This window comes from Amycolatopsis sp. NPDC004378, from assembly GCF_053602455.1.
In genome coordinates, this window is sequence record NZ_JBSGDR010000001.1 from 607,205 (window position 1) to 627,761 (window position 20,557).

At 71.0% G+C, this 20,557-nt stretch carries 19 protein-coding genes and 1 riboswitch; of the genes, 8 read left to right on the plus strand and 11 right to left on the minus strand.

Annotated elements, in window-relative coordinates; genetic code table 11:
- The first annotated feature begins 30 nt into the window (after positions 1–30).
- Complete coding sequence (locus ACWEN0_RS03000; RefSeq protein ID WP_451968400.1) at positions 31–891, plus strand: TIGR03621 family F420-dependent LLM class oxidoreductase; 861 nt, start codon at positions 31–33, stop codon at positions 889–891.
- Here ACWEN0_RS03000 and ACWEN0_RS03005 read toward each other — a convergent pair.
- Positions 885–1,526 carry an NAD(P)-dependent oxidoreductase gene (locus ACWEN0_RS03005; protein ID WP_451968402.1) on the minus strand — a complete coding sequence of 214 codons (642 nt, stop codon included), beginning with the start codon at positions 1,524–1,526 and terminating at the stop codon, positions 885–887. The genes ACWEN0_RS03000 and ACWEN0_RS03005 overlap by 7 nt on opposite strands.
- A 98-nt stretch (positions 1,527–1,624) precedes the next feature.
- Positions 1,625–2,740, minus strand: a complete 1,116-nt coding sequence (locus ACWEN0_RS03010; protein ID WP_451968403.1) for a hypothetical protein — start codon at positions 2,738–2,740, stop codon at positions 1,625–1,627.
- A 335-nt stretch (positions 2,741–3,075) separates the two neighbouring features.
- Between ACWEN0_RS03010 and ACWEN0_RS03015 the strand changes: the two genes are divergently transcribed.
- From ACWEN0_RS03015 to ACWEN0_RS03030, 4 genes are all read left to right on the plus strand, one after another.
- A complete protein-coding gene (locus ACWEN0_RS03015) occupies positions 3,076–3,687 on the plus strand; it encodes a 50S ribosomal protein L25/general stress protein Ctc (protein ID WP_451968405.1) in 612 nt (203 codons plus the stop codon).
- Positions 3,688–3,696: 9 nt separating this feature from the next.
- A complete protein-coding gene (gene pth, locus ACWEN0_RS03020) occupies positions 3,697–4,290 on the plus strand; it encodes an aminoacyl-tRNA hydrolase (RefSeq protein WP_451968406.1) in 594 nt (197 codons plus the stop codon).
- 21 nt (positions 4,291–4,311) lie between these two features.
- Positions 4,312–4,626, plus strand: a complete 315-nt coding sequence (locus ACWEN0_RS03025) for a DivIVA domain-containing protein (RefSeq protein ID WP_451968407.1) — start codon at positions 4,312–4,314, stop codon at positions 4,624–4,626.
- A 168-nt stretch (positions 4,627–4,794) separates the two neighbouring features.
- Positions 4,795–5,151 carry a DivIVA domain-containing protein gene (locus ACWEN0_RS03030; protein ID WP_451968408.1) on the plus strand — a complete coding sequence of 119 codons (357 nt, stop codon included), beginning with the start codon at positions 4,795–4,797 and terminating at the stop codon, positions 5,149–5,151.
- Positions 5,152–5,211: 60 nt separating this feature from the next.
- On the opposite strand, the gene ACWEN0_RS03035 is transcribed toward ACWEN0_RS03030, so the two are convergent.
- The 8 genes from ACWEN0_RS03035 to metG form a co-directional block, all read right to left on the minus strand.
- The gene (locus ACWEN0_RS03035) at positions 5,212–6,900 is read right to left on the minus strand and encodes a fatty acyl-AMP ligase (protein WP_451968409.1); all 1,689 of its coding nucleotides are present in this window, start codon (positions 6,898–6,900) and stop codon (positions 5,212–5,214) included.
- A gap of 25 nt (positions 6,901–6,925) precedes the next feature.
- On the minus strand, positions 6,926–8,689 hold the full coding sequence (locus ACWEN0_RS03040) for an ABC-F family ATP-binding cassette domain-containing protein (protein ID WP_451968410.1): 1,764 nt from the start codon (positions 8,687–8,689) through the stop codon (positions 6,926–6,928).
- A gap of 294 nt (positions 8,690–8,983) precedes the next feature.
- Positions 8,984–9,946, minus strand: a complete 963-nt coding sequence (locus ACWEN0_RS03045) for a 4-(cytidine 5'-diphospho)-2-C-methyl-D-erythritol kinase (protein WP_451968411.1) — start codon at positions 9,944–9,946, stop codon at positions 8,984–8,986.
- 69 nt (positions 9,947–10,015) lie between these two features.
- Positions 10,016–11,029 carry a methionine ABC transporter ATP-binding protein gene (locus tag ACWEN0_RS03050; protein WP_451968412.1) on the minus strand — a complete coding sequence of 338 codons (1,014 nt, stop codon included), beginning with the start codon at positions 11,027–11,029 and terminating at the stop codon, positions 10,016–10,018.
- Positions 11,030–11,238: 209 nt separating this feature from the next.
- A riboswitch (SAM riboswitch) is annotated at positions 11,239–11,329 on the minus strand.
- Positions 11,330–11,455: 126 nt separating this feature from the next.
- Complete coding sequence (gene rsmA, locus ACWEN0_RS03055; protein WP_451968414.1) at positions 11,456–12,292, minus strand: 16S rRNA (adenine(1518)-N(6)/adenine(1519)-N(6))-dimethyltransferase RsmA; 837 nt, start codon at positions 12,290–12,292, stop codon at positions 11,456–11,458.
- Between the two features lie 199 nt (positions 12,293–12,491).
- Positions 12,492–13,919: a transglycosylase family protein gene (locus ACWEN0_RS03060; protein WP_451968415.1), complete on the minus strand. Its 1,428-nt coding sequence runs from the start codon at positions 13,917–13,919 to the stop codon at positions 12,492–12,494.
- Between the two features lie 288 nt (positions 13,920–14,207).
- Positions 14,208–15,044 (minus strand): TatD family hydrolase, encoded by an 837-nt coding sequence (locus ACWEN0_RS03065; RefSeq protein ID WP_451968416.1) that lies wholly within the window; start codon positions 15,042–15,044, stop codon positions 14,208–14,210.
- 9 nt (positions 15,045–15,053) lie between these two features.
- The gene (gene metG / locus ACWEN0_RS03070) at positions 15,054–16,850 is read right to left on the minus strand and encodes a methionine--tRNA ligase (protein WP_451968417.1); all 1,797 of its coding nucleotides are present in this window, start codon (positions 16,848–16,850) and stop codon (positions 15,054–15,056) included.
- A 240-nt stretch (positions 16,851–17,090) separates the two neighbouring features.
- Between metG and ACWEN0_RS03075 the strand changes: the two genes are divergently transcribed.
- Both ACWEN0_RS03075 and ACWEN0_RS03080 read left to right on the plus strand, forming a co-directional pair.
- Entirely contained in the window at positions 17,091–17,705 is a 615-nt protein-coding gene (locus ACWEN0_RS03075; protein ID WP_451968418.1) for a glycoside hydrolase family 25 protein, read from the plus strand.
- A gap of 19 nt (positions 17,706–17,724) precedes the next feature.
- Complete coding sequence (locus ACWEN0_RS03080) at positions 17,725–18,972, plus strand: aminodeoxychorismate synthase component I (RefSeq protein WP_451968420.1); 1,248 nt, start codon at positions 17,725–17,727, stop codon at positions 18,970–18,972.
- On the opposite strand, the gene ACWEN0_RS03085 is transcribed toward ACWEN0_RS03080, so the two are convergent.
- Positions 18,949–19,905, minus strand: coding sequence for a quinone oxidoreductase family protein (locus tag ACWEN0_RS03085; protein ID WP_451968422.1), 957 nt, complete (start codon positions 19,903–19,905; stop codon positions 18,949–18,951). The genes ACWEN0_RS03080 and ACWEN0_RS03085 overlap by 24 nt on opposite strands.
- A gap of 49 nt (positions 19,906–19,954) precedes the next feature.
- Here ACWEN0_RS03085 and ACWEN0_RS03090 point away from each other — a divergent pair, with 49 nt between their 5' ends.
- Complete coding sequence (locus ACWEN0_RS03090) at positions 19,955–20,488, plus strand: QsdR family transcriptional regulator (RefSeq protein WP_451968424.1); 534 nt, start codon at positions 19,955–19,957, stop codon at positions 20,486–20,488.
- Positions 20,489–20,557 lie beyond the last annotated feature (69 nt).

Here is a 20,557-nt window from a genome sequence, read left to right on the forward strand (position 1 = left end):
GCGGGGGTTTCCGGCGCTACCGTCGCCGGCATGGGGAACTTCAAGTTCGGCGTCAGCTTCCGCGAGATCGGCAGCCGGGACGCGTGGATCGCCAAGTGCCGCCGCGCCGAGGAACTCGGCTACGACGTCATCACCGTGCCCGACCACCTCGGCACCGGGCGGTTCGCGCCGTTCCCGGTGCTGGCCATGGCGGCCGCCGTCACCGAACGGCCGCGGCTCGGCACGCTCGTGTCCAATGTGCCCTTCTACAACTTCGCGCTCTTCGCACGCGAAGCGTCTTCGACGGCCGCGCTGCTCGACGGGCGCCTCGACCTCGGCCTCGGCGCCGGGCACATGAAGGCCGAGTTCGACAACGCGGGCCTCCCCTGGCGGCAGGCCGCGGACCGGATCGCCTATCTCGAAGAGAGCCTCGGCCACCTGCGCAGGCACTTCGAAGACGAGGGCATCGCGCACCCGCGGCTGCTGATCGCGGGCAACAGCGACGGCGTCCTGGACCTGGCCGCCGAGCACGCGGACGTCGTCGGCTTCGCGGGCTTGAAGCAGCAGCCCGGCAAGCCGCCCGGCACGTTCGAGCTCGACACCGCGATGGACGAACGGGTGCGGTACTTCCGGGCCAGGACCAGCCGCGAGGTCGAACACAACATGCTCGTCCAGCACGTCGAGATCACCGAAGACCGCGAGAAAGCCGCCGAAGCGTGGCACGAGCTGACCGAACGCAGCGCCGTCGCCGACGCCCGGGACCTCCTCGACGCGCCCCAGCTCCTGCTGGGCACCGTCGGGGAGATCGCCGGGCAGCTCGAACAGCGGCGCGAGCGCTACGGCTTCTCGTACATCACGGTGTTCGAACCGTTCCTCGAGACCTTCGCGCCGGTGATCCGGGAACTTCAGTAAGCGACGGTGAACCGCGCGCGGTGGTGCTTCGGCTGCTCGATCTCGTCGACGTACGCGATCGCGAAGTCGTCGCCGCCGATGTGGGACCTGCCGTTCTCGTCGGTCACCAGGACGTCGCCGCCGACGCGGTAGGTGCCCGTGCGTTCCCCGGGGGTCCAGGCGCCGAACTCGGCGGCGGGGCTGACGTAGAACCAGTCGAGGCCCTCGGGCTGCTCGCGCAGCAGGCCGAGCACCTCGGCGTGGCTGCCGGCCTCGTCCTTGTACTCGGCCGGGAACTCCGGGGTGTCGAACAGCCGCGGGCCGCCCTCGGCGACGAGCAGGCTAGCCGCGCCACCGACGAACGACAGCCGGACTTCGTGCTCGCGCGCGATCCGGGCCAGCGCCGGCACGGCCTCGATGAGCTTCTTGCCGTCGAGCGCGCGGGCCGGGGTGGCGACGACGAACACGTCGGCGTCCTTCGCCAGCTCCGCCACGAGCTCCTCGTCGTGCAGCGAACCCTGCCGCTCGTCGACGCCCTCGGGCGCCGAACCCGGGTGGCGCGCGACGCCGACCACCTCGTGACCGCGGCGCACCGCCTCGGCGCCGATCTTGCCACCGGCGTACCCGGTCCCCCCGAAAACCACCAGCTTGGCCATGGGATCTCCCTGTTCGTAGTCGGCCTTCGAGGCCGATGGTAGGAACGGAAGATCGCCTACTTCAACGGGAGCAACGCACCCCCGGGTAGGTGTCCAGCTCAGCCGCCCAGGCCGGCGAACTCCGCCGCGACCTGCTGCTTCACCGCGTTGACGTCGAGGGCCGCGCGGACCTCCGCGACGGCGTTCGGCTTCGACAGCACCTGGTAGCTCGCCGTGCGGTTGGGCAGCTTGAAGTTGACCGTGCAGGACATCTTCACCGTGGCGTACGGCTCGGCGTCGGCCGTCGTCGTGCACGTCTGCGAGCCGAGCGCGTCGGCGCTCACCTCGACCGAGAGGTTGATGTGGATGACGCTCTTGCCGCCCGAGGACGGTGAGCCGACGACGCTGGTGGAGACGTCGACCGTCGTCGTGCAGGAGCCGACGAAGTCCTTGCAGTCGAGCTTGTCGTTCGTGACGACGGCGCTGGCCTGCACCAGCCCTTCGAACGGCTGCCCCAGCCCGGCGACGGCGGCGTCCAGGTCGGTGTGGAACGTCTTGAGGGCGTCGCCGGCCAGCGGGGCGACGCGGAACTCGGCGCCGAACTTCGGCCCGTTCTGCGGGTCGAGCAGCGCCGGGGCGAAGCTGACGACCCGGTTCGGCTTGGCGGTGGTGACGCGCAGAACGCTCGGGGCGGCACCGAGCTGGTAGACCTCGGTGCCGTCGGGGAGCTTCGCCATGACCGGGTCGCTCAGCCGGTCGAGCCCGGGGAGCGCCTTGCGCAGCCCGTCGGCGAGGGCCTGGGGCGCGAACCGGGCCGCCGGGTCGAAGGGCAGCTCGGAGCCGAGCGACCGCACCCAGCTCGTGCCGAACTGCGTGCCCTCGTCGATCGCGTGCGCCTTCCAGTACTCCGGGTCGGCCTGCAGGTAGAACTGGCCCGCGGCGGCGGTCACCTGGACGACCCGGCCTTCGATCGGCAAACCACCGGCCGCGGTCCCGCCGCGGGTGACGCGGAACTGCTGCTCGGCGCCGTTGGTCGTCGCCTTCAGCGAGAGCGCGGGCGCCTGGCCCAGCGCGGTCAGGGCCGCGTCGACCGCGGCGCGCTGTTCGGCGCGCCGGTCGGCCGTCTGCCGGCCCGCGGCGGAGACACCGGCGCTGCCGGGGACCGCCACCTGGCAGCCGGCCAGCAGTCCGCCCAGCAGCAGCACCGCCGCCGCCGTGGCCCGTCGTGCCCGCATTTCCGCCCCCTGCTCTCCCGGCGTACCCGAGAACACCTCGGCCGGTTCGGTCCCGCCACCGGATTCGTGTCGTCACGCGCCCGGGTTTCTGGGAGGGTTCTAGCCTGGCGCGGGCCCCCGCCGCAACCCACCGTGATGAGGTTGGTTTACACTCTTGAGGTTGTCTCGGCGAGGCGGGGCCCTTCTGGGGTGCCCGGCGTGATCGACGCGGCGGCTCGAGTAGCCCCCGTCGTCGTGCACGCCCGGAAACTCGCCGCCGAACGCAACCGCCTGAGAAGAAAACACCGGCCATCCCCGCCGCCGCATGCTGTCTTGATTTGAAGGAGTGCCACACCGTGTCCGAGGTACGTCTGTCCGTCGAGCCGCGCACCGAGTTCGGCAAGGGCGCCGCGCGTCGCACGCGTCGCGCCGGCAAGATCCCCGCCGTCCTGTACGGCCACGGCTCGGACCCGCGGCACTTCGCGCTGCCGGCCATCGAGTTCGCCCGCGTCGTCCGCGAGAACGGCTCCAACGCCGTCATCACGCTGGACCTGGAGGGCAACAGCGAGCTGGCCCTCACCAAGACCATCGTCGTGCACCCGCTGAAGAACTACATCGAGCACGTCGACCTGCTGGTCGTCAAGCGCGGCGAGAAGGTCACCGTCGACGTCCCGGTCGTCGTCTCCGGCACCCCGGCCCCGGGCACCCTGGTCAACCAGGACCTCGACGCCATCCAGATCGAGGTCGAGGCGCTGCACATCCCCGACCAGGTCGAGGTCTCCGTCGAGGGCGCCGAGCTGGGCACCCAGATCACCGCCGCCGACGTCGCCCTGCCGAAGGGCGCGACGCTGGTCACCGACGGCGAGGCCCTGATCGTGGCCATCGCCGAGCCGCAGCGCGAGGAGCTGCCGGAGGACGAGGCCGCGGCTTCGACCGAGGGTGAAGAGTCCGCCGAAGCGGCCGAATAACATCTCCGCATGACCGAAGACCTCCCCGGGGCCGGCGAGCTGATCCTGCTCGCCGGCCTCGGCAATCCCGGGCCCCAGTACGCCGGGAACCGGCACAACGTCGGGTTCATGGTGCTGGACGAGCTCGCCGCGCGGATCGGCGGCAGGTTCAAGGCGCACAAGACCGGTGGCGAGGTCCTCGAAGGCCGGCTGGGCGGCCGCCGCGTGGTGCTCGTGAAGCCGCGGTCCTACATGAACCTCTCCGGCGGGCCGGTGGTCGGCGCGGCGCGGTTCTACAAGGTGCCGCCGTCCGGCGTGGTGGTGGTGCACGACGAGCTGGACGTCGACTTCGGCGCGCTGAAGCTGAAGTTCGGCGGCGGCGACAACGGCCACAACGGACTCCGCTCGATCACCAAGTCGCTGGGCACCCGCGACTACTACCGGGTCCGGTTCGGCATCGGCCGCCCGCCCGGCCGCCAGGACCCGGCGGACTTCGTGCTGAAGGACTTCTCGACGGTCGAGCGCAAGGAGCTCCCGTTCGAGGTGGACCGCTGCGCGGACGCGACGGAGGCGCTGGTCGGCACCGGCCTCGCGGCCGCGCAGAACGCCTTCCATGCGGGCTGACATCGGTGGCAAGGTGAAGCCATGACCCCTGACGAAGTCCGGGCGATCGCGTTCGGCAAACCCCGGTTCGGCCGGCGCGGCTACAACGAGGACGAGGTCGACGCGTTCCTCGACCTGATCGCGGAAGCACTGTCCGGGCGGAACATCCTCACGCCCGACGACATCCACTACGTCGACTTCACGATCATGCCGGTCGGCATGCGCAGCTACGACCAGGCCCAGGTCGACCTGTTCCTGGACGAGGCCGAGGCCGCGCTGGTGGCGCTGCGGAACCCGCGGCCGGCGGCCGAGGAGCCGCGGCCGCAGGGCCCGCGGAAGTGGTTCGGCCGCACCTGACGCTGTGAGACCGGCCACACAGCGCTGCGTAGTCCCGGCTCACTCACAGGCGGACGGCGACCGCCCGTCGGGGTGAGCTTCGGGCTTCAACCCTTCCGGGGGAGCCCGTCCGCGGGTTAGGACGGTGTACGGCAGTTCGCACCGCTCAACCCCGAATCGGAGAGTTGCATGTCGTTCACCGCCGAAGACCTCGCCGAGGTCACCTTCGGTAACGCCCCGATCGGCCGCCGTGGCTACGCGAAGCACGAGGTCGACGAGTTCGTCCGGCGCGTCGCCAAGACGATCGCCGAGGAGGACGACCTGACCGCCGCCGAAGTCCACCACGTGATGTTCGCGAAGCCGCTGATCGGCAAGCGCGGCTACGACGAACGCGAGGTCGACGAGTTCCTCGACAAGGTGGAAGACCAGCTCGCCGCCCGCACGGGTCACGCCCCGGACCTCCCGGGCGCCCGCACGGCGTCGGAAGCCACTTCCGAGCGCGCCACCCCGCCCACGCTCCGCGCCGAACGCCTCCAACAGCGCTAAGACGCCGCCTTCCCGTGGAAGTGCCGCCTCCCGGTGGGCACTTCCACGGGAAAGCGACCGTCAGGCGTCGGCGTTCCGCTTGATCTTGTCCGCGAACTGCTGGGCCGTCGCCGCGCGCTTGACCTTGCCCGACGGTGTCTTCGGCAGGCTCCCGGCCGGCAGCACGACCACCGCGTACGGGCGCATGTCCACCGCGTCGCGCACGCGCGCCGCAACCTGCTTCATCAGGTTCTTCTCGGCCTCGGCGTCGCCCGCCAGCTTCGACTCGACGACCACCGCGAATCGCTCGCGGCGGCTGCCCGCGTCCAGCCGGACCGCCACCGCGTTGCCCGCGCGGACGCCTTCGACCGACGTCGCCGCGCGCTCGATGTCCGTCGGGTACAGGTTCCGGCCGCCCATGATGATGACGTCCTTGCGGCGGCCGCAGATGACGATCTGGCCGTCCACCAGGTAGCCGAGGTCGCCGGTGTTCAGCCAGCCGTGCTCGTCCTGGGTGGCGACCGGGCCGTCCATGGTCAGGTAGCCCGGCGTCACGGCCTCGCCGCGCAGCCGGATCTCGCCGACCCGGCGGTCGCCGACCCGGGCGCCCGCCTCGTCGACGATCTCGGCCTCGAGCCCGTCCAGGGGACGGCCGAGCACCGCGAACGACCGGACGTCGTCGGTGCCGCGCCGGGGGTCGCCCTCGGGCACCGGCACGGCGCGGTTGTCCGCCTCCAGCGCGTCCGCTTCGACGATGTCGAGCGTCAGCCCGGTGAACAGCGGCGCGAACGACACCGCGAGCGTCGCCTCCGCCATGCCGTAGGCCGGGAAAACGCATTCCGCCGGCATCTTGAACCGGGCGCCGGCGTCCACAAAGGTCTGGACGGCCGTCTCGTCGATGGGCTCGGCGCCGTTCAGCGCGATGCGCAGTTTCGAGAGGTCGTAGGCGTTGTCGTCGTCGACGCGGGCCATCCGGCGCCCGACGATCGCGTACGCGAAGTTCGGCGCCGCCGTCGTGGTGCCGCCGTACTTGGTGATCAGCTCGGGCCAGATCAACGGCCCCGAAAGGAACTCGACCGGCGTGATCTTGACCAGCTCGACGCCGAACGTCATCGGCACGGTCAGGAAACCGACCATCCCCATGTCGTGGAACGTCGGCAGCCACGACACCATCACGTCGGTGTCGAAGTCGAACTCCGCGCGGTCGACCATGGCCTTGACGTTGGAGTACAGGTTCCCGTAGGTGATCCGCACGGCCTTGGGGTCGGCGGTCGAACCGCTGGTCAGCTGCAGCAGCGCGGTGTCGCCCTCGTCGGTCGCGACGACGCCGTCGAGGGGCTCGCCCGCGGCGAGGCCGGTGATGAGCCGGAAACCGATGCCCTTCTCTTCCAGCACCGGCGCCAGCTGGTCGAACGGCTCGCCCAGCAGCACCAGGTCGGACCCGATCATCCCGAGCACGCGCACGGTGTCTTCGGCCCACTCGGCGAGATCGGTGCGCGGGGTCGGCTGGTGCAGCATGGTGACGCTGCCGCCGGCCAGCCAGACGGCCTGCACGGTCGGCGCGATCAGCACCGGCGCCGCGGCCAGCACCGCGACGGCACCCCCGCGCTCGAACCCGCCCGCGACGAGCCCGCCGGCGATCCGCCGGGCCTCCTCGTGCACCTCGGCCCAGGTCCGCCGGACCGGCTCCTTCGGCTCCCCGGTGACCATGCCCCGCTGCTGACCCCGCCCCGTCGCGGTGGCGACGAGCGTGTCCACGAACCTGCTCATGGCGCAGACATTACTGGCAGCGGTGTCACTCGAGCAGTTCGGACGTCTCCAGCCACCGGCCTTCGACGTCCTCGATCTCGCCCTGGACACCCTTCAGCTCGGCGTTGAGCTCCATCAGCTTCGCCGGGTCCGTCGCCGCTTCCAGGAGCGCCGCGTGGAGCTTCTCCTCCTTGGCGTGCAGCTGGTCGAGCTTGCGCTCCAGCCGGCCGAGCTCCTTCTGCGCCGCGCGCAGGTCGGCAGCCGACTTCTTCGCCTCCACCTTCGCGGCCGTCGGCGCGGCCGCCGCCGGTTCCTTGGCCAGCGCGCGGCGGTTCAGGTACTCCTCGATGCCGCCCGGGAGGTGGGTGATCCGGCCGTCGCCGAAGAGCGCGACGATCGTGTCGCAGACGCGTTCCACCAGGTAGCGGTCGTGCGAGACGACGACCATCGTGCCCGGCCAGCCGTCGAGGAGGTCCTCCAGCTGCTGCAGGGTGTCGATGTCCAGGTCGTTCGTCGGCTCGTCGAGGAGCAGGACGTTCGGCTCGGCCATCAGCAGCCGGCACAGCTGCAGCCGGCGCCGCTCGCCGCCGGAGAGGTCCTCGACCGGCGTCCACTGGCGGGCCTGCGGGAAGCCGAGCTTCTCGCCCAGCTGCGACGCCGTCATCTCCTGCTTGCCGAACACGACGCGCCCGGCCACCTGCTCGATCGCCTGCAGCACGCGCAGGTCGCCGGGCAGGTCGTCGAGCTCCTGGCGCAGGTGCGCGAGCGCGACCGTCTTGCCCTGGATCCGGCGGCCCGTCGCGCCCTCGACGTCCCCGCCGAGCAGCTTCAGCAGCGACGTCTTGCCGGAGCCGTTGACGCCGACCAGGCCGATCCGGTCGCCCGGGCCGATGCGCCAGGTGACGTGGTCGAGCAGCGTCCGGTCGCCGACCCGGTAGGTCGTGTCCTCCAGCTCCAGCACGGTCTTGCCGAGCCGCCGCTTCGCGAACGCCTGCAGCTCGACGGAATCGCGCGGCGGCGGGACGTCGGCGATCAGCGCTTCGGCCGCTTCGACGCGGTAGCGCGGCTTCGACGAGCGCGCCTGCGGGCCGCGGCGCAGCCAGGCCAGCTCCTTGCGGGCCAGGTTCTGCCGCTTCTCCTCGGCCGTCGCGGCCAGCCGCGCGCGCTCGGCGCGGGCGAAGATCCAGTCGGCGTAACCGCCTTCGTACTGCTCGACGCGGCCGTTCGCGACCTCCCACGTCAGCGTCGCGACGGTGTCGAGGAACCACCGGTCGTGCGTGACGACCACGACCGCGATCCGGCGGGAGAGGAGGTGGTCGGCGAGCCACCGGACACCTTCGACGTCCAGGTGGTTGGTCGGCTCGTCGAGCACGACGAGGTCGAGCTCGCCGGTCAGCGCGGCGGCCAGGGAGACGCGGCGCCGCTCACCGCCGGAGAGGTTCGCGGTCGGCGTGTCCAGCCCGATCGCGGTGATGCCAAGCCCGTCCACAATGGACCGCACGCGCGCGTCGGCGGCCCATTCGTGCTCGGCGCCGTAGCGTTCGAGGACGACGTCGCCGACCGTGCTGCCGTCCGGCAGTTCCGTGCGCTGGGTGACCACGGCCATCCGCAGGTCGCGAACATGGCTCACCCGCCCGGAATCCGGCTCGGTCAGTCCGGAAAGGACTTCCAGGAGCGTGGTCTTGCCACCACCGTTGAGGCCGACGACGCCGATGCGCTGCCCGGCCGCGACGCCGAGCGAAACACCGTCCAGGAGCGGGCGAACCCCGTAGGACTTGCTCACCGCCTCCAGGTTGACCAGGTTGGGCATCCGCTCAGCCGATCCTCTCTACGATGACGAACCGGACCAGGTCCGCTCCAAGGTGATTGCGGACTTTCCCCGCACGGAATGCTTTGGCGGCACCGGCAGCACGCCTGCCTCGAGCCGGTGAGTCCACTGAGGACATGGGACGGTCTCGCGGCTGATCGCCATTCCCGACAACGCGCCATCGACCGGCTCGTATTCCCGCGCGGGCTTCGCCGGTGGTCGACGTCTTCTCCCCACGCAGGATGGCCGCGATGAGCTTGTCCCGCAACGGGCCGGGGAACGCGAACTCCGCCTTCTTCATGCGTGCACCCGCGGTGGCATCGGGCGCGGCGCGTCGTCGCCGCCGACCACGCGGGCGCCGGGGACCGGGCCGTGCGCTACGCGGACGGTCCGGCACACGCCCGCGCCCGACAGCTCCGCGGCGACCTCCACCGCCGACTGGGCGTCCTCGCAGAGGAACGCGCAGGTCGGGCCGGATCCGGAGACCGTGCCGGCGAGCGCGCCCGCGTTGACGCCGGCCCGCAGCGTCCGGCGCAGCCCCGGCCGCAGCGAAACCGCGGCCGCCTGGAGGTCGTTGCCCAGCAGCAGCGCCAGCTGCCGCGGGTCGCCGGAGGCCAGCGCCTCGACGACCGGCGTGTGCGAGCCGATCCGCGGCGGGTTGCCCTCGGCACGCAGGCGGTCGAGCTCGCCGAACACCTTCGGCGTCGACAGGCCGCGCTGGTCGAAGGCCAGCACCCAGTGGAAGGTGTGCCGCGACAGCACCGGGACCAGCTGCTCACCGCGTCCGGTGCCCAGCGCCGTGCCGCCGTAGAGCGCGAACGGGACGTCGCTGCCCAGCCCGGCCGCGATCTCGGCGAGCTCGTCGCGCGTGACGTCGAGGTTCCACAGGCTCGCCAGCCCCACGAGGGTCGCCGCCGCGTCGGCGCTGCCACCCGCCATGCCGCCCGCCACGGGGATGCCCTTGCGCAGCACCACCCGGACCTTCGGGTCGCCGGTGCGCCCGACGTGCGCGGACAGCGCTTCGACCGCCCGCCAGGCCAGGTTTTCCGGGCCGGTCGGGACCGTGCCTTCGCCTTCGCCGTAGATCTCCAGGCCCGGCTCGTCGGTGACGGCGACGGTCACCTCGTCGGTCAGCGACAGGGCCTGGAACACGGTGACCAGCTCGTGGTAACCGTCTTCGCGCAGGTCGTCGACCGAAAGGTGCAGGTTGACCTTGGCCGGGACCCGGACGGTGACTGGGGGCGGAACTACGGCGAGCACCCGACCAGCCTACGTGCCCGCGAAAACGCCCCGATGCGAAGTGCGCATCGGGGCGTCATCGGGACGGGGTCAGGCCGCGGCGACGCCCTGCGGGCCGCGCGCGGTGTGCGTGACGTGGCCGCCGCGCTCGGCGACCCAGGCCAGCGCCGCGTCGGCCCGCTCGCCGCGGACGCCGAGGCGGAACCGGCCGACCGGGGTGTCGCCGATGCGGGTCAGGCCGCCACCGATGGTGGCGAACTCGACGTCGAAGCGGCCCGCGGCCTCGGGCAGCAGCGCGCCGACCGACGCGAAGCCGACCAGCACGACGTCGGCCGAGCGGTCGTAGCGCGAGGTCTGCGCGCGAGTGGTCTCGATGGCCGGCAGCAGCGCCTGCGCGGTGCGGCTGCCCGGGTCCGCGATCAGGTCGAGGACCGTCCCGCGCTCGATGACCGTGCCGTCCTCGAGCACCGCGACGTCGTCGCAGACCCGGCGGACCACGCCGGCGTCCGGCGTCGTGACGACGACGGTGGTGCCCAGCTCGGAGCGGGCGCGGTCGAGCACGGTGAGCACCGCGCCGGCCTCCTCCGGGTCGATCCCGGCGGTCGGGTCGTCGGCGAGCAGCACGGCGGGGGCCGCCGCGAGCGCCTTCGCGACCGCTACCCGGCGGAGCTGCCCGGCGGACAGCTCGCCGGGACGCTGCGCCGCGCGCTGCGTCAGGCCGACGAGGTCGAGCAGCGAGCCGACCCGGCTGCGGCGCTGCGGGCCGTCGACGCCGAGCTGCTCGAGCGGGGACGCGATGTTGCCGGCGATGGTGCGCTCGGCGATCAGCTCCGGCTTCGTCGAGACGACGCCGAGCTGACGGCGGATTTCGCGGAGGCGGCGGCCGTCGAGCGTGCCGGTGTTGAGGCCGTCGAGGCGGACGACGCCGCGGTCCGGCCGCTCCTGCAGCGCGATGCAGCGGGCGAGGACGGACTTGCCCGACCCGGCGGGACCGACCACGCCGAACAGCGAGCCGGCCTGCACGTCGACGCTCACGTCGCGCAGGGCCAGCACCGAATTTCCGTTGGTGGCAAAGGACTTGGACAGGTTTTCGACGGTGATCACGAAGGCTCCAGAAAACGGGGCGCGCTCACTCGGAGGCGCCCGGCCGCAAGCAGAGTCCGTCCGTTATGGACGGTGCGTGAAGAAGAGGTGGACCGGCTGGGACGAGCTCAGTGGGAGCGTCGACATGCGGTCACGGAGCGGCGGCCTTCGTCGACTACGCGACGCCTGGTCAGGAGCAGGGGGCGGGCTACCCTCTTCATCGGAAACGGCCTCCATCGGTCCTGGCGGTAGCACCTGCCCTGTGGAGGGTGGTTGCTGCGACTTCGGCGAGCCAGGTCTCTCAGTCGCTCGGGATGGACGTACTGAGTAAAACCGATCCCGCGGAGCGAAAGCAAGCCCGTTGGCCCAGATCACACGAGTGGAGGTGTCCGAATCGCGAGATCGCACGCCAGGAGGCGTATTTTCCCCGTCTCTACTGTGGACGTGCTAACGCGCGGCGGCGAGCCTCGCGAAGTCGTGCACGTCCAGCTGCTCACCACGGGTCTTCGGGTCGATCCCGGCGGCCGTCAGCAGCTCGCCGGCCCGCTCGGCCGAGCCCGCCCAGCCCGCGAGCGCGGCGCGGAGCGTCTTCCTGCGTTGTGAGAAAGCGGCGTCGACGAGGCCGAAGAGCCGATCGCGGTCGTCCGACGCCGGAGCGTCACCGCGTTCGAAGGCGACGAGCGCGGAGTCGACGTTCGGCACCGGCCAGAACACCGAGCGTGGCACGGCGGCGACCTTGCGTGCCGGGCCGTACCAGGCGAGCTTGACGCTGGGCACGCCGTAGATCCGGCTGCCGGGGCCGGCGGCCATCCGGTCGGCGACCTCGGTCTGGACCATGACGAGCCCGGACTTGAGCGAGGGCACCTCGGCGAGCAGGTGCAGCACGACCGGGACGGCGACGTTGTAGGGCAGGTTGGCGACGAGCGCGGTCGGCTCCCCCAGCTGTTCGCGGGTGACGCGCAGTGCGTCGGCCCCGACGACCTGCAGCCGTTCCACGGCCTCGGGCCCCCGCTCGGCGACGGTCTTCGGCAGCCGCTCGGCGAGCACGGGGTCGATCTCGACGGCGACGACCCGCGCGCCGGTGGCGAGCAGCCCGAGCGTCAGCGACCCGAGCCCGGGCCCGACCTCGAGCACGACGTCCCCCTCGCCGACGCCGGCGAGTTCGACGATCCGCCGCACGGTGTTGGGATCGTGCACGAAGTTCTGCCCGAGCTTCTTGGTCGGCCGCACGTCGAGCTCGGCCGCCAGCCCCCGGATCTCGGCAGGTCCCAGCAGTTCAACCACCGGCCGAGCCTACCGGCGGGGCATCACCCGTGATTGAGCAGGCATCACCCGTGATTGGACGGGCATCACCGTGATGCCCCCGCAGTCACGCGTGATGCCCCTCGGCACACGCGTGATGCCCTCCCGATCACGGGTGATGCCTTTTGGTGCACGCGAAACGGCCCTCACCTCGGGAGGTGAGGGCCGTTCGGTGAGACTGTCAGGCCTTCTTGCCGCAGACCGGCCAGGCGCTGTAGCTGCCGCCACGGGCGGCCTTGACCTTCTCCGCGATCGCGATCTGCTGCTCGCGCGAAGCCTGGCTCGGCAGGGCCGCGTACTGGTCGCCGCCGTAGGCGTTCCAGGTCTGCTTGTCGAATTGGAGGCCGCCGTAGTAGCCGTTGCCGGTGTTGATGGCCCAGTTGCCGCCCGACTCGCACTGCGCGATGCGGTCCCACGCGGAGCCGTCGCCGATGTCCGGCGTCGGGGCCTCCTTGGTGCCGACGTGGATGATCTTCGGCTTCGGCTGGGTGATGACCTGCTCGGAGATGCTCTCGCGGGAGACCTCTTTGCCGTTCTTCTGCGTGACCTTGTAGGTCACCATCTTCTCGCCCGGCGTGCCCGGGTCCTCGACCGACGTCTTGCCCTTGGCCAGGTCCGGGTCGTCGACGCGCTGCTCGGGCGGGTCGATGGTCTCCTTCTGGACGACCGTCGAGACGCCGGTGCGGCTGATGTGCACCTCGGCGCCGTCGGTCAGCTTGACGTCCAGGCCACCCTCGGCCTGGTCCTCCGGGCCGAGCGTGAGCTTGTACTCGCCCAGGAACTCCTTGGTCGTGACCGCGGTGGTCTTGACCTGCTTGGGCGCGTTGGCGCCGTCGTACAGCGTGACGTTCTTGAGGGTCTTGATCTCGACCGTGGCGCCCTGCAGCGGCAGCTCGCCGTCCTTCGGCATCGACATCCACGTGCCGGGCTTGTCGAGCTCGGTCATGCCGAGCTGGCCCAGCGCGTCGCCGAGGTGGGTCGCGCGGACCCAGGAGGTGCGCTCCGAGCCGTCGACGATCATCTTCAGCTGGCGGCCGCGCTCGAGCTTGATGACGCCGCCGTCGCCGACCTCCGCCTGCGGGGACGGCGAGAGGGAGTCGTGCGCACCGACGGACAGGCCCGCGTCCTCGAGCACCTCGCCGACGGTGTCGCCGAAGGAGTGCACGGTCTGCTGCTGGCCGTCGACGTCGACGGTGACGCTCTTGTTCATCGCCAGCGCGGCCGCGCCGCCGCCGGCGATGGAGATCATCACGGACAGGACGGCGCCCTTGAGGAAGCGGCGCTTCCAGACCTTGGTGGTCTGGCGGAGGCCCTCGTCCAGAGCCGCACGACGCGCTTCGGGGGAAGCGGTGCGGTCCTCCTCGAGGCCGTCCGGGATGACGATCGGGGGCAGGTACGTCGTCTCGGCGTTGATGAGGCGGATCAGCTCGTCGACGTCGACGTCGATCTCGGCCATCATCGCGTCGGCGTCGGGGCCGAGCGCGGCGAGGATGTCCTGCTGCGTGATGTTCGGGTCGTCGGAGAAGTCGAGCTGGCCGTACGCGGTGTCCTCGAATTCGCGGTCGAGGACGGCCGTGGAGCGCGCTCCAGCCTGTCTGCTACCTGTCACCGGGTCGTTCCCTTTCCCAAGACGCCGTTCGGGGCGACGTCTTTACGTCTGGGCCCGCAGCCGGCGCCATCGTCACGGTCCCAGGCCGTACCGCTCCCGGTTCCGCTTCCCCGACGTGCACTGACGTGACTGTGGGCGTAACAGTCGGCAACTGCTCGGGCAGTACCGACCGGCACGATCACGGGACAGTAACGGGTCGCGCCGGGTTGCGCAAACACCCCCCGGAGTGTCGTGATCCCCGTCACTCCATCAGGTGGACGATCAAGCACCCCTGATGTCGCAATGCGTTCAACCCGTTGTGACACTGGGGAGTCGGTAGATCCGCTCGGCGGTGGTCCGGACCGATTCGGCGACTTCGTGGACAGCTTCGCCCCTGAGCGCCGCGAGGTGACGGACGGTGTAAGCCGCGCCGAACGGCTCGTTCGGCCGCCCACGGAACGGGTGGGGGGTCAGAAACGGTGCGTCGGTCTCGACGAGGTACTGGCCCGGCGGGCAGAGCCGCGCCGCCTCGTGGAGCCCCCTCGCGTTTTTGAACGTCACCGTGCCGGCGAAGGAAAGGACGTATCCCGCGTCGAGGCACTTGCGCGCCATTTCCGCGTCCCCGGAAAAACAATGGAAGATTACGGCGTTCGGCGCATTCTCTTCGGCCAGGATGCGCAGCACGTCGTCGTGGGCCTCGCGGTCGTGGATCATCAGCGGCTTGTCCAGCCGCTTGGCGAGGTCGATGTGCCAGCGGAAGGCCTCCTGCTGGGCGTCGTGCGGCGAGTAGTCCCAGTAGTAGTCGAGGCCGGTCTCGCCGACGGCGACCACTCGCTCCTGCGCGGCCAGGCGCTCCACTTCGGACTTCTCGGCGTCGCCGAACTCCTTGGTGCGCGTGGGGTGGATCGCCACGGCGGCCCACACGCGCGGGTCCCAGGTGGCGGCCTCGGCGGCCCAGCGGGCGGCGGCGAGGTCGTCCGCGACCGTGACGACGCGGGCGACACCGGCGCGCTCGGCGCGGTCGACCACGGCCTTCACATCGGCCGCGGTGACCGCGCCGCACGCGTCGAGATGGGTGTGCGCGTCCACCACCGACACCGGGAGCCGGTCCGGGACCGGCGGCAGCTCGCGCTTCTCGTCACCCATGCGTACCTCTTAGTCCTTCGTGATCGGTGCCCACTCCGGACCGGTCTCGCCGAGCGCCGGGTCGAGCTTGGTGAACAGCGGCGACGGCTTCTGCAGGGGCTTGCCGACCTCGATCGGCGTGGACTCCCACTTCGCCTGCTCGGCCGCGTAGTCGCCGGTCAGGATCGGGTTGATCCGGCCGTCGATGTCGAGGTCCTCGACCTCCTTCAGCTCCGGCTGGGCGGCCCAGACGCCGGTGCCGCCGAGCGCCTCGTGCACCTTCTGCGCCGAGTGCGGCAGGAACGGCGTCAGCAGCGTGTTGGCGTCCGAGACGACCTGCAGCGCGGTGTGCAGCACCGTGTCGCGCCGCGCGGGGTCGTCCTTGAGCTTCCACGGCTCCTGGTCGGAGATGTACTTGTTGGCCGCGGTGACGACCTTCATCGCCTCGCTCGCCGCCAGCTTGAACCGGGAGCGGGCCAGGTGCGCGCCCGCGGTGTCGAAGGCCTTGCGGGAAAGCGCCTTCAGCTCCTCGTCGGCCGCCGTCGGGGCCTCCGGGCGGGGAATCGCGCCGACGTTCTTGTGGGCCATCGAGATGGACCGGTTGACCAGGTTGCCCCACTCGTTGGCCAGCTCGAAGTTGGTCCGGCGGACGAACTCGTCCCAGGTGAAGTCGGTGTCCTGGGTCTCCGGGCCGGCGACCGAGATGAAGTACCGCAGCGTGTCCGGGCCGAAGTCGCGCAGGAAGTCCTCGACGTAGATGACGCGCCCGCGCGAGGTCGAGAACTTCGAGCCGCTCATGGTGAGGAACTCGCTGGAGACGATCTCGTCGGGCAGGTGCAGCTTCCCGTACTTGCCCGGCTCGCCGCCCTTGTCGCCCTCGCCGTTGTGGCCGAACAGCAGCGCCGGCCAGATCTGGGCGTGGAAGGTGATGTTGTCCTTGCCCATGAAGTAGTAGGAGCGCGCGTCGGCGTTGTTCCACCACTCCTGCCACGCGTCAGGGTTGCCGGACCGGCGGGCCCACTCGACGCTGGCCGAGAAGTACCCGATCACCGCGTCGAACCAGACGTAGAACCGCTTCAGCGGCTGGTCGCGCCAGCCGTCGAGGGGGATCTTGACGCCCCAGTCGAGGTCGCGGGTGATCGGCCGCGGCCGCATGTCGTCGATCAGGTTCTTGGTGAAGTTGAGGACGTTCGGGCGCCAGTCGGTCTTGGTCGACAGCCAGTCGCCGAGGGTCTTGGTGAACGCCGGCAGGTCGAGGAAGTAGTGCTCGGTCTCGACGAACTTCGGCGTCTCGCCGTTGATCCGCGACTTCGGGTTGATCAGCTCCGCGGCGTCGAGCTGGTTGCCGCAGTTGTCGCACTGGTCGCCGCGCGCGCCGTCGTACCCGCAGATCGGGCAGGTGCCCTCGACGTAGCGGTCGGGCAGCGTGCGGCCGGTGGACGGGCTGATCGCGCCCCGGGTCGTCTTGGGCACGACGTAGCCGTTGCGGTGCAGCGCCAGGAAGATCTGCTGCGTCACCTCGGCGTGGTTGCCGGTCGTGGTCCGCGTGAACAGGTCGTAGGACAGGCCGAGGCCCTGCAGGTCGGTGCCGATCTGGCGGGTGTACTTGTCCGCCGTCTCCTGCGGGGTCGAGTTCTCCTTGTCGGCCTGGACGGTGATCGGGGTGCCGTGTTCGTCGGTCCCGGACACCATGAGCACCCGGTTGCCGGCCATTCGCTGGTAGCGGGAGAAGACGTCGGACGGGACGCCGAATCCGGACACGTGGCCGATGTGGCGGGGGCCGTTGGCGTAGGGCCAGGCCACCGCGGTCAACACAGGGGTGCTCATACCTTATTAGCCTACGGAGGGCGTCACGCGCATTGACGAGAGGGAGGCCCGGTCGTCGGCGACACAGGTGCGGCGCGAGCCGCTGAATGGCCTGCCGGCTCACCGACGTCGGTGCGCCCGAGTACCACGTCCCGCTCTCGAAGACGCTGAGAAAACGCCTGATCAACCGCGTGTGGGTCACTGCGGGTCCGTCCGCGGCGACGTATGGTGTGCTCTCCACCGACGTGCCAGGGGCGGATTGTGACGGAACCGGAGAGCGAACTCGGGATCTCGCTGGCCCACCGGGAGCGGGTGACCGACTGGACCGCTGTCCGCGCGACCGACACCAAGTTCGTGTCCGTGACCATCACCGAGAACGTCAACTGGAGCAACGGCGCCGCCGAACGCAGCCTGGCCGGTGCCCAGGAAGCCGGCCTGCACGTCGGCGGCCGGCACTACGCGCGGCCCGGCGCGGTGCACGACCAGGCGGACCACTTCGTGCGGACGGCCAGCCGGCTCGGCGCGTTCGCGCCCGGCTCGCTGGCCCCGGCGCTGGAGGTCGCGGCCCAGAGCGTCGACGACCGGTTCATCAAGGCGTGGATCAAGCACGTCCGGCACGCGGCGCGCATCGAGCGCGTGCTCGTCTACGCCGACCACGACTGCTGGGCCCACCGCCTGCACCCGGACCGCTGGGCCGACGGCGAAGTCGTGCTGTGGCTGGTCCGGCACAACGGCATCCCGGGGCGGCCGGGCTGGTTCCACTCGCGGCTCGGCGTGCACCAGCACGCGTGCGCCGCGGACGTCCCGGGCGTCGACGGGCCGGTCGAGCAGAACGCCGTCGTGTACCCGTTCACATTGGGTGACTTGCTGCTCTGACGTGTGGTGATATGGCGCCATGCGCGTGACGAGCAGGGCACTTCGGACGAAGGTGACGCCCGCACGCGCGTTTTCGGCACTCGCTCACCACAACGCCTCCCGCGGCTTGCCGCCGCCCGCGATGCTGTCGGGCGAGTGGTTCGCCGCCACGGCGGTGATCGCGCCTTCCCTTTCGGTTTCGCCTCGCGAACTTCCTGCTCTCGGCGAGGTCGACGCCCCGCCCGGCGTGATCGGCGGCGGCTGGTTCGGGTACCTGTCCTACGACCTGGCGGACCCGTCCGGCCGCACGGGTTCGCTCCCGCCGGCGGCGTGGGGCTGGGCGGACCACGTGCTGCGGTGGTCCGCCGACGGCACCTGCCACCTCGAATCCCTGGACGGCGGCGGGCCGTCGGCGGCCGAGGTGGAGGCCCTGCTGACTTCGTCCGTGCCTTCTTCGTCGTGGACGGCGGGGCCGCTGCGGCGCCCGCTGCCGTCGGAGCACCGGGACGCGGTCAAGGCGTGCGTGCACGCGATCGAAGCCGGCGAGCTGTTCCAGGCGAACGTCTGCTGCCGGTTCACGGGTTCGTTTTCGGGCTCGCCTGAGGCTCTGTTCGCGGCCGGCGTCTCGTCGCTGGCGCCCCGCCGGGCGGCGTTCCTGACCGGCTCGTGGGGGTCCGTGGTCTCGTTCTCGCCGGAACTGTTCCTCGCGCGCCACGGCCGTTCGGTGCGGTCGACGCCGATCAAGGGCACGCTCCCCCGCCGCGGCCCCGCGGACGACGGGAACGCGGTCCTGCTGCGGCAGTCCGCCAAGGACGTGGCGGAGAACGTGATGATCACGGACCTGGTCCGCAACGACCTGGGCCGGGTGTGCTCGGTGGGGTCGGTGACGGTGCCTTCGCTGCTGGAGGTCCGTCCGGCACCGGGCGTCTGGCACCTGGACTCGACGGTGACCGGGGTGCTGCGCCCGTCGGTTTCGGACGCTTCGCTGCTCTCCGCGACCTTCCCGCCCGGCTCGGTGACGGGCGCGCCGAAGATCCGCGCGCTGGACCTGATCGCGGCGCTGGAACCGTGCGGCCGCGGGGTCTACACGGGCGCGATCGGCTTGCTGTCGCCGGCGGCGGGCCTGGAGCTGAACGTCGCGATCCGGACGTTCGAGATCGCCGCCGGCGCGATTTCCCTGGGCGTCGGCGGCGGCATCACGGCGGATTCGGACCCGGAGGCGGAGTGGCAGGAGTGCCTCCACAAGGCGGCACCCCTGGAACGCCTACTTGCCGGGGTCGAGCAGTAGCTTGCCGACGGTCTTGCGGGAGCGCAGGGCCTCGTGCGCGCCGCGGGCGTCGGAGAGCGCGAACTCGCCGCCCGGGATGGCCTTGAGCTGCCCTGCTTCGACCAGCGTGAACAGCTCGTTCAGCGCGGTCCCGAAGACGTTGCCGGGCAGGCGGAAGACGTGCGGCAGCCACATGCCGCTGACGGTGGTGCTGTGGCCGAGGAGGTTGCGCATCTCGACGGGCTTGGGGTTTTCGCGCCCGGCCATGCCGTAGAAGGCGAGCCGCCCGAACGGCGCGAGCGCGGCGATGCTCTGGTCGGTGGTCGTCCCGCCGACCATGTCGAGCACGACGTCGACCCGCCGGCCGTTGTTGGCCTCGATGAGCGTCTCGGTCATGTTCTCCGCGCGCGAGTCGACGGCGACGTCGGCGCCGAGTTCGAGCGCGAGGGCGCGCTTCTCGTCGCTGCTGGCGGTGGCGATGACGCGCCCGGCCCCCCATGCCTTGGCGAGCTGGACGGCAATGGTCCCGACACCCCCGGCGGCCGCGTGCACGACGACGGACTCGCCCTGCTCGAGGTGGGCGTTCTTCCGGAGCAGAACCCAGGCGGTGGTCCCCTGGACCAGCATGGACAGCGCGGCGAGGTCGTCGACGCCGTCGGGAACTTCGTAAGTGGTGGCTTGGGGCGCGACGGCCTTCTCGGCGTACCCGCCACCGCCGTTCAGCAGGGCGACGACGCGCTTGCCTCCGCTCGTCCCGACCACTTCACCACCGGGAACGAGGGGCAGCTCGGACGGCGCGAGGTAGGAGTTTTCGGCCTGGTGGGTGTCGGCGTAGTTGACGCCGATGCGCTCGACGTCGATGAGCACCTCACCGGGCCCGGCCACCGGATCGGGCAGCTCGACGGGCGTGAGCACCTCGGGCCCGCCGAACTCGGTCACCTGCACTGCGCGCATGTCGCTGTCCCTCTCGCCGTCTCCTGCTCGATGTGAGACATTCTGGCATATGTCTCAGGAGTTCGAACTGGCCCGCGAGTGGTTCCTGGCGGGTCGCCGGGTGGACATGGGCGAGCTGGCGGAAGCGCTGTCCATCAGCCGGGCAACGCTGCACCGCCGGGTCGGGTCCCGGGATCGGTTGCTGGGTGAGATCCTGTGGTCACTGTCCGCCGCGTCGATCGCGCGTCTCTGGCCGTCTTGCGCGGGCCGCGGCGCTGCCGGGATCGCGGATTTCGTGAGCGGGTACGTCCGGTTCGCGAACGACTCACCGCCGTTTCGCGACTTCTTGCGCCGCGAGCCCGAGCGGGCTTTGCGGCTGTTGACGACGCGCGCAAGCGTTTGCCAACAGCGGACCACGGCGGAGCTGGAGCTGCTGCTGTCCACGGAGGTCTCAGCCGGGCGGTTGAGACCTCCGTTGCCCCTGCCGGACCTGGCTTACCTGCTGGTACGGATCGGGGAGTCGTTCGTGTACACGGACGTGATCACCGGGGATGCGCCCGACGCGGAGAAGGCGCATGCCGCGGTGACCGCTTTGTTGACGTGAGCTTTACCGCCTCAGCCGACCCCAACTCCGGAAACCGGCAACGACTTCACTCCCTACAGCCAAGTCGAG

Bases quoted from the DNA above. Each gene is read 5' to 3' on its own strand.
- ACWEN0_RS03000 (WP_451968400.1), top strand. From the start codon at position 31: ATGGGGAACTTCAAGTTCGGCGTCAGCTTCCGCGAGATCGGCAGCCGG.
- ACWEN0_RS03005 (WP_451968402.1), bottom strand. From the start codon at position 1,526: ATGGCCAAGCTGGTGGTTTTCGGGGGGACCGGGTACGCCGGTGGCAAG.
- ACWEN0_RS03010 (WP_451968403.1), bottom strand. From the start codon at position 2,740: ATGCGGGCACGACGGGCCACGGCGGCGGCGGTGCTGCTGCTGGGCGGA.
- pth (WP_451968406.1), top strand. From the start codon at position 3,697: ATGACCGAAGACCTCCCCGGGGCCGGCGAGCTGATCCTGCTCGCCGGC.
- ACWEN0_RS03025 (WP_451968407.1), top strand. From the start codon at position 4,312: ATGACCCCTGACGAAGTCCGGGCGATCGCGTTCGGCAAACCCCGGTTC.
- ACWEN0_RS03030 (WP_451968408.1), top strand. From the start codon at position 4,795: ATGTCGTTCACCGCCGAAGACCTCGCCGAGGTCACCTTCGGTAACGCC.
- ACWEN0_RS03035 (WP_451968409.1), bottom strand. From the start codon at position 6,900: ATGAGCAGGTTCGTGGACACGCTCGTCGCCACCGCGACGGGGCGGGGT.
- ACWEN0_RS03040 (WP_451968410.1), bottom strand. From the start codon at position 8,689: ATGCCCAACCTGGTCAACCTGGAGGCGGTGAGCAAGTCCTACGGGGTT.
- ACWEN0_RS03065 (WP_451968416.1), bottom strand. From the start codon at position 15,044: ATGGGTGACGAGAAGCGCGAGCTGCCGCCGGTCCCGGACCGGCTCCCG.
- metG (WP_451968417.1), bottom strand. From the start codon at position 16,850: ATGAGCACCCCTGTGTTGACCGCGGTGGCCTGGCCCTACGCCAACGGC.
- ACWEN0_RS03080 (WP_451968420.1), top strand. From the start codon at position 17,725: ATGCGCGTGACGAGCAGGGCACTTCGGACGAAGGTGACGCCCGCACGC.
- ACWEN0_RS03085 (WP_451968422.1), bottom strand. From the start codon at position 19,905: ATGCGCGCAGTGCAGGTGACCGAGTTCGGCGGGCCCGAGGTGCTCACG.
- ACWEN0_RS03090 (WP_451968424.1), top strand. From the start codon at position 19,955: ATGTCTCAGGAGTTCGAACTGGCCCGCGAGTGGTTCCTGGCGGGTCGC.